This is a genomic window from Micromonospora acroterricola (assembly GCF_003172955.1).
In the GTDB taxonomy this organism is placed as follows: Bacteria; Actinomycetota; Actinomycetes; order Mycobacteriales; family Micromonosporaceae; genus Micromonospora; species Micromonospora acroterricola.
Genome location: NZ_QGKR01000259.1, coordinates 1 through 5,416 on the forward strand (window position 1 = coordinate 1; position 5,416 = coordinate 5,416).

Here is a 5,416-nt window from a genome sequence, read left to right on the forward strand (position 1 = left end):
AACGGACCCTGCCGGCGGCGCCGGTGTTCCGACCGGCTCCCCGACCCCCGGAAAGGGGTGACGCGCCCACCGAGGAGCTGCTCATCTTCGAACAGGTCAACCACTGGTTCCACACCGATGTCGTCGACGGCCAGGACGACCGGGAGTGGTCCAGCCCGGCCGACGACGCCTGGCGCACCGCCGCCCAGGCGACCACCCCCGAGGTCGCCACGACCACCAATTCGGGTCTGCCCAAACGGCAGCCGCAACGGCATCTCGTGCCCGGCGGCGTCACCGTGCCCCAGCAGCAGCAACGGTCCGAGTACCGCGACCCGGCCCAGGTGGCGACGGCGATGGCCGCGTACGCGCGCGGTGTGGCGACCCGACGACGCACCCCGATCAACCTGGGCAACACATGAGGCGACAGGAGAGCACGTGAGCGACCAACAGGATCTCGGCTGGCTGCTGGACAACTTCGCCGCGCGCGCGACCGAGGTCAGCCATGCCATCGCCATCTCCAGCGACGGCCTGATGGTGGCTGCCACTCGCGACCTGCCGCCGGACCGCGCCGACCAGCTGGCCGCGACGGGCAGCGGGCTGGTCAGCCTGCTGCGGGGCGCGGCGGCCTTCTTCGACGCCGGCGCGGTGATCTCCAACGTCACACAGCTCGAAGGCGGGTTCATGTTCTCGATGGCCTTCAACGACGGCGCCTCGCTGCTGGTGCTCGCCGCACCCGAGTGTGACGTGGGCAAGGTCTCCTACGAAATGACCGAGCTGGCAAACCGCATCGGGGACGCGCTGACCCCCGCGGCCCGAGCGGCACTCGCCCGCAGCCGCTGACAATCCCGGCGCCCCCACGCCGGGACCCCCTCCCTTCCTCTGGAGAAAGACATGTCACTCACCACCCCTCGGCGCAGCCGTGCCCTCACCGCGACACTGCTCGCGCTCGTGCTGAGCGTCAGCACGGCCTGCGGCGACGACGGGCCCGGCACGAGCGCCAGCGGTTCGATAAAGATCGGCCTGCTCGCGTCGCTGTCCGGGACGTACCAGGCCGTCGGCAAGGAGATCCGCGACGGCTTCGAGCTCTACCTGGCCACCCACGACGGCAAACTCGGCGGTCGCAAGGTCGATCTCGTCGTCGCCGACGAGGGCAACGGCGCCGCGACCGCGGTGCCGGCGGCGACCAAACTGCTCAAGCAGGACCGCGTGGTCGCGCTCACCGGCATCGTCGGTGGCGGCTCGGTCGCCGGGGTCTACCCCCTGCTGAACGAGACCAAGGTGCCGCTCGTCGGCTCGAACGGCCGACCGGAGCTCAAGGACGTCTCCCGGATCTGGCACACCTCGTACCTCTCGGAGGAGCCCGGGGCGGCGATCGCCCAGCACGTCCGCGACAACGTGAAGGGCTCGGTGTACGCGATCGGCCCGGACTACCAGGGCGGCTGGGACGAGCTGCGCGGCTTCACCGACGCGTTCGCCAAGGTCGGGGGGAAGCTCGCCAACCCCGACGGCAAGACCACCTTCACCCCGTTCCCGGCCACCACCAACTTCACCCCGTACTTCGCCCGGATCAAGGCCTCCGGCGCGGCGGCGGTCTACACCTTCTACGCCGGCAGTGCGGCCGTCGACTTCGTCAAGCAGTACGCGCAGTCCGAGATCAAGGACGTCCCGCTGTACGCGGCCGGGTTCCTCACCGAGGGGGGCGTGCTCAACGCGCAGGGCGAGGCTGCCCGGGACATCTACTCGGTGCTCAACTACTCGCCCGACCTGGACAACGCCGAGAACCGGGCATTCGTGGCGGCGTGGAAGGCCAAGCACGACGGTTCCCCGACCACGTACGCGCTCGCCTCGTACGACGCGGCGGCAGTGCTGGACCGGGCGATCGGCGCCGCCGGGAGCGACCCGACTCCGGAGGCCATCAACGCGGCCATCGGTCAGCTCGGCCAGATCGCCAGTCCGCGCGGCACCTGGCAGTTCTCCACCACCACGCACTCCCCGGTGCAGAAGTGGTACCTGCGCCAGGTCCGCCAGGACGGCCGGGCGCTGTCCAACACCGTCGTGGGTGACCTCGCGACCGTCGGGCGGTGATGGTGGTGGCGGCCGGCACGAACCGGATCGACCCGTACCTGATCCCGGCGCTGGACGGGGTCGCCTACGGGCTGCTCGTCTTCGTCGCCGCATCGGGCCTGGTCTTCTGTTTCGGCGTCGCCAACATCCTCAACCTGGCGCACGGCCTGCTCTACGCGATCGGCGGGTACACCGCCGCGGCGCTGCTCGACGGTGGCTGGCCGAGTCTGGCGTTGGCGCTGGCGGTCGGTGTGCTGGCCGCCGCCGCCGCGGGTGTGCTGCTGGCCGGCCTGCTCACACCGGTCGCCGCCGGCAACCACCTCACGCAGGCGCTGCTGACCTTCGGGGTGGCGCTGGCCGGCGGCAGTCTGCTCGTCGCCGGGTTCGGCCCCGACGACCCGCAGGTCCAGGTCCCCGCCGCGCTGGACGGGTCGGTGGTGGTCGCCGGCCACCGCTACGCGGCGTACCGGCTGGTCTTCATCGTCGTCGCCGCGGTGATCGCCGCCGCGCTCTACCTCATGGTGCGACGCACCAGGGCCGGGATGCTGGTCCGCGCGGCCGTCGACGACGCGGAGATGGTCGCCTGTCTGGGCGTGAGTCCCGCGCGGATCCGGGCCGGCGTGCTGGCCGCCGCCGGCGCGCTGGCCGGCGCGGCCGGGGTCCTGGGCGCGCCCATCATCGGCCCCGGCACCGACACCGCCGACACGGTGCTGTTGCTGTCCCTGGTGGTCGTGGTCCTCGGTGGCCTCGGGTCCATGGCGGGCACCCTGCTCGCCGCGCTCGCCATCGGGGAGATCCAGACGCTGGGGGTGGCGCTGCTGCCGTCCGCCGCACCGTTCCTGCTGTTCGCCGCCATGGCGGTCGTGCTGGCCGTGCGGGCCCGTGGCCTGGCCACCAGGTGGGGGGCGACATGAGGGACGAGGTGATCCGGCGGGGACGGGGCGCGGTCGGGGCACTCGTCCTGGCCGGCCTGGTCGTGGCGCCCTGGGTGGTCGACGACTACACCGCGGCGATCCTGGCCCGGACGCTGGCGCTGGCCCTGGTCGGGGTGAGCGTGGCGCTGCTCACCGGCGTCGCCGGCATGCCCACCCTCGGCCAGACCGCACCGTACGCGGCCGGCGCCTACGCCTGCGCCGTGCTCGGCAGCCAGATCTCCGACGTCGGCGTCGTGCAGCTCGCCGTCGCGGCGGTCGCCGGGGCGGTGCTGGCCGCGCTGACCGTGCCGCTGGTCGTCCCCGCCCGGGGGGTGATCGTCCTGATGATCACTCTGGCGATCGGCGAACTCGTCGTGACCGTCCTCGGCCGGTGGCGGTCGGTGACCGGTGGCACGGACGGGCTGGCCGGCATAGCCCCGGTCCGCCCGTTCTGGGGGCTGCCGGTCCTGGCCACCGACCAGGCTCGTTACCTGTACACCCTGATCGTCGTGGCCACGCTGGTCGGCGCGGTGCTGTTGCTGCTGCGTACCCGGGCCGGGCTGCTGCTGCGTGCCGGCCGGGACGACGAGACCCGGCTGCGGGCCAGCGGTCACCGGGTGCCGCTGCAGCTGTCCGGCGCGCACGTCGCCGCCGGGGCGATAGCCGGCGCCGCCGGCTCGCTGCTGGTCGTGGCCCAGCAGTACATCTCCCCCGCCGACTTCGGCTTCGACACGTCCGCCCTGCTGCTGCTCGGTGTCGTCATCGGTGGCACCGCCTCGGTCGGCGGCGCCCTGGTGGGCGCGGCGCTCGTCATCGCCGTCCGGGACTGGCTGTTCGGGGTGCTGCCCGGCCACGCGCCCCTGGTGCTGGGCGCGCTGTTCGTGGCGACGGTCTACCTGCTGCCCACGGGCGTCAACCGGGCACGGGGCAGGTTGCGCCCGCCGAGCGCCCCGGCGAGCCAGCCGGACCCGCCACCTGCCCGTGACCACGCCACGGTCCCGGAGCTACGCGCATGACCTGCCTGCTCAGCACCCAGGATGTCAGCGTGCGGTACGGCTCGCTCGCCGCGCTCGCCGGCGTGGACCTGTGCATCCACGACGGCCAGCGGCACGCGCTGATCGGCCCCAACGGAGCCGGCAAGACGACCCTGCTCAACGTGATCGGCGGGTCCACGAGACCGCAGCGCGGCACGGTGCGGTTCGACGGACGGGACGTCAGCCGGCTCGGCCCGGCGGCACGGGCCCGACGGGGCATCAACCGGATACACCAACGGCCCGCGGTCTTCCCGACGCTCACCGCGACGGAGAACGTCGTGGTGGCGGCGCTGCCGCGGGTCATTCCACGCCGCAGGTGGTGGCCCGGCGGACGCCGGCGCACCGCGCAACACCGGGCGGGCCCGCTGCTGGACCAGATGGGCCTCGCCGACGTCGCGGCGGTGCCCGCCGGGCACCTCGCACACGGGCAACGACGCCAGTTGGAGATAGCGATGGCCCTTGCCGGTCGCCCCCGCCTGCTGCTGCTCGACGAACCGGCAGCCGGCCTGTCCGCCACCGAGGTCGGCCGGCTGGCCGAGCTGCTCCGGGCGCTGCCCAGGGCGGTGGCCGTGTTGCTCGTCGAACATCGGCTGGACCTGGTGTACGCCCTCTCCGACACGGTCACCGTGCTGCGCGACGGCCAGACGCTGGCCGCCGGGACGCCGGACGAGATCCGTACCTCGCCGCTGGTGCGGCAGGCCTACGCCGACGGGGTGGCCTGATGCTGTTTGTGGAGCGGCTCTGCGCCGGCTACGCCGGAGGGATCGTGCTGCACGAGGTCAGCCTGCGGGTGCGCCCGGGCAGCATCCAGGCCGTGGTGGGTCGCAACGGGGCGGGCAAGAGCACGCTCGTGCACACGATCGCCGGGCTGGTGCGAGCCTCCAGTGGCCGCATCGAGATCGGCGGCGTGCACGTGGCGGGCCGGCAACCGCACCGCATCGCCCAGTCCGGGGTCGGTCTCGTCCCCCAGGGCCGGCGGGTCTTCTCCCGGTTGACCGTGGCCGAGCACCTGGTCCTGGCGGCCGCGCCGTGGCGGGCCGCCACCCCCGGTGGCGAGGGCTGGACGGTGGCCCGGATCCTCGAGCTGCTGCCGAGGCTGGCGGTGCGGCTGCGACACCGCGGCTGCGAGCTCTCCGGTGGCGAGCAGCAGATGCTGGCGATAGCCCGCGCGCTCCTCGGCCAGCCACGGGTGCTGCTGCTCGACGAACCGTGTGAGGGTCTCTCCCCCGACCTGGCGGCGCGAGTCCGGGAGGTCATCGGTGGCCTGGCCGCCGACGGCATGACCGTGCTGCTCGTGGAGCAGCAGCTCCAGCACGCGATCGACATCGCGGATCGGGTGGCGGTGCTGGAGTACGGCCGGGTGGTCTACGACCGACCGACGGTTGAGGCCCGCGTCGACCCGGCCCCACTGGCGGCGATGTTGAG

Annotated in this window: 6 protein-coding genes and 1 pseudogene; all 7 read left to right on the forward strand. The window is 73.2% G+C overall.

Annotated elements, in window-relative coordinates:
* A pseudogene (locus DKT68_RS22810) lies at window positions 1-398 on the forward strand (hypothetical protein); the annotation flags it as partial.
* A 16-nt stretch (window positions 399-414) separates the two neighbouring features.
* Window positions 415-819, forward strand: coding sequence for a roadblock/LC7 domain-containing protein (locus DKT68_RS22815; RefSeq protein ID WP_089021419.1), 405 nt, complete (start codon window positions 415-417; stop codon window positions 817-819).
* Window positions 820-870: 51 nt separating this feature from the next.
* A complete protein-coding gene (locus DKT68_RS22820; protein ID WP_109819438.1) occupies window positions 871-2,064 on the forward strand; it encodes an ABC transporter substrate-binding protein in 1,194 nt (397 codons plus the stop codon).
* A complete protein-coding gene (locus tag DKT68_RS22825; protein ID WP_236647035.1) occupies window positions 2,064-2,957 on the forward strand; it encodes a branched-chain amino acid ABC transporter permease in 894 nt (297 codons plus the stop codon). Before DKT68_RS22820 ends, DKT68_RS22825 begins: the two co-directional genes overlap by 1 nt.
* The gene (locus DKT68_RS22830; protein WP_109819440.1) at window positions 2,954-3,973 is read left to right on the forward strand and encodes a branched-chain amino acid ABC transporter permease; all 1,020 of its coding nucleotides are present in this window, start codon (window positions 2,954-2,956) and stop codon (window positions 3,971-3,973) included. Before DKT68_RS22825 ends, DKT68_RS22830 begins: the two co-directional genes overlap by 4 nt.
* Window positions 3,970-4,713, forward strand: coding sequence for an ABC transporter ATP-binding protein (locus DKT68_RS22835; protein ID WP_109819441.1), 744 nt, complete (start codon window positions 3,970-3,972; stop codon window positions 4,711-4,713). Before DKT68_RS22830 ends, DKT68_RS22835 begins: the two co-directional genes overlap by 4 nt.
* On the forward strand, window positions 4,713-5,416 hold a 704-nt coding region (locus DKT68_RS22840; protein ID WP_109819442.1), incomplete at its 3' end, for an ABC transporter ATP-binding protein. The genes DKT68_RS22835 and DKT68_RS22840, both read left to right, overlap by 1 nt.